2 protein-coding genes are annotated in these 2,174 nt (G+C 45.8%); both read right to left on the bottom strand.

Going from position 1 to position 2,174, the window contains the following annotated elements:
* Positions 1–815: carboxynorspermidine decarboxylase (locus A3761_RS11760; RefSeq protein ID WP_068750252.1), on the bottom strand; the 815-nt coding region annotated here is incomplete at its 3' end.
* Positions 816–855: 40 nt separating this feature from the next.
* A complete protein-coding gene (locus A3761_RS11755) occupies positions 856–2,064 on the bottom strand; it encodes a saccharopine dehydrogenase family protein (protein ID WP_068509216.1) in 1,209 nt (402 codons plus the stop codon).
* Positions 2,065–2,174: the final 110 nt, after the last annotated feature.

The following is a 2,174-nucleotide window of genomic DNA, read 5'->3' as shown; positions in this document are numbered from 1 at the left end:
TCTAGTACCTCTGATACTAATACTCCTGTGTGAATTGCAATGGCTTCACCTGGCTCTAAATAAACTTGCAGTTGGTAGCGATCTTGAAATAGTTTGATGCGTTCGATCAAAGCGCCAACGTCGTAGTCTGGATGGGTAATATGATGTCCGCCACCAAAATTCACCCATTCAAGCCGAGGTAGAATGTCAGCAAATTGTTTTTCAATTTCGGCAAGTGTTCTATCAAGCGCGTCAAAACCTTGTTCGCATAAGGTATGAAAGTGTAAACCGCTTATACCATCCAGGCTACAATCTTTAAACGCCGATCTTGGAATCCCCAGACGTGAGCCTGGCGCACAAGGGTCGTAGATCGGTGTTGTGCCCTCGGAGTGCAAAGGGTTGATCCTTAAACCGAACTCTAAGTCAGGCCGAGCCTGTTTGGCTCGTTTGGCATTCTCTTTAAATCGCTCCCACTGACCGAACGAGTTGAACACGACGTGTTTCGAGATTGCCATAATCTCTTCTAAGTCATGCTCAGTGTAGGCGGCTGAAAAGGTATGAACCTCTTGACCCAAGTCTTTGCCACCGAACTCTTCATAGCCTAAACGTGCCTCGTGCAAACCACTGGCACAAGTGCCTACCAGGTATTTGTTGATAAGCGGCGCGAGGCTAAACATAGAGAAAGCCTTAAGCGCCAATAATATTTTGGCGCCCGACTTTTCCTGTACCTCGTTCAGTATTTTAAGGTTCTTTTCTATTGCGACTTCATCCACGACAAAGCAAGGAGAAGGCACCCGTGCTGGGTCGAACGCTTCAAAGGTTTTTGCTTTAACCATGCCTATTTCCTACCAACGTCTAAGCAAATAGAACTAAGCATTAGATCAAATCAAACCCTGGGTTTTCAATGACTTTCCACGATAAGCCATAGGCATTCATATCACTCATAAAGGCGTCTGGATCAAGCTGCTCCATATTCCAGACACCGGGCTTCATCCAATGGCCTTCGATCATCATTTTCGCACCAATCATCGCTGGAACTCCTGTGGTATACGAGATCGCTTGAGATTGAACCTCTTGGTAGCAGTCTTGATGATCTTTGACGTTGTACAAATAAACTGTTTTCTCTTTGCCATCTTTAAGGCCACGGACCACACAACCGATGCAGGTTTTACCCTTAGTGCGAGGGCCTAGAGTAGACGGGTCTGGTAGCAAGGCTTTCAGAAACTGGATAGGTACAATTTCCTGGCCTTGGAATTCAATCGGCTCAATTCCTGTCATCCCAACATTCCCTAAGACCTCTAGGTGTTTGAGATAGCTATCGCCAAAACTCATCCAAAATTGCGCACGCTTAATTGAAGGGTAGTGCTTGGTTAAGGACTCAAGCTCTTCATGATACATTCGGAAAATATTGTAGGTGCCTACGCCATCTGGGCAGGTGAAGCTCTGCTGTGTCGACATGGCAGGCGTCGCTACAAACTCACCATCTTCCCAATGGCGGCACTCTGCGGTGACTTCTCTAATGTTGATTTCAGGGTTGAAGTTTGTCGCGAAGGGGTAGCCGTGATCACCACCGTTTACATCGATAATGTCAAGATAGTGGATCTCATCGAAATAGTGTTTGGCAATATAGGCAGTAAACATGTTGGTTGCACCTGGGTCAAACCCTGAGCCCAGCAATGCCATCAAGCCTGCTTTCTCAAAACGTTCTTGATATTCCCACTGCCATTTATACTCGAATTTTGCCGTATCTAATGGTTCGTAATTCGCCGTATCAAGGTAGTGAACACCCGCTTCCAAGCAGGCATCCATGATCGTCAGATCCTGATAAGGCAAGGCAACATTAATGACCATAAACGGTTTAACTTTCTCTAAGAGCGCGACTAATTCAGGAACCTTATCGGCGTCAACCTGAGCCGTTTCGATTGTCCGCTGATAGTTTTCTTGTATCTGCTTGGCGATTGCTTTGCACTTAGATTCTGTCCGGCTAGCAAGCGTAATCTCGGTAAAAATATCGGGTAATTGAGCGCATTTTTGCGCAACGACTTGACCGACGCCACCAGCGCCGATAATCAATACTTTTGCCATAGTCATAGTCCTGTTCTTTCAGTTGTTACAATAATCTTATTCAATAATATAGCCTTAGCTAAGCGCTATTACGGCTCAATGTTCTCTCTCGTAGTAGGTGTAACCTTGCA

The sequence above is a fragment of the Oleiphilus sp. HI0123 genome (genome assembly GCF_001635315.1).
Note: the sequence above shows the minus strand (reverse complement) of the source record. Positions and strands in the feature narration are given on the sequence as shown.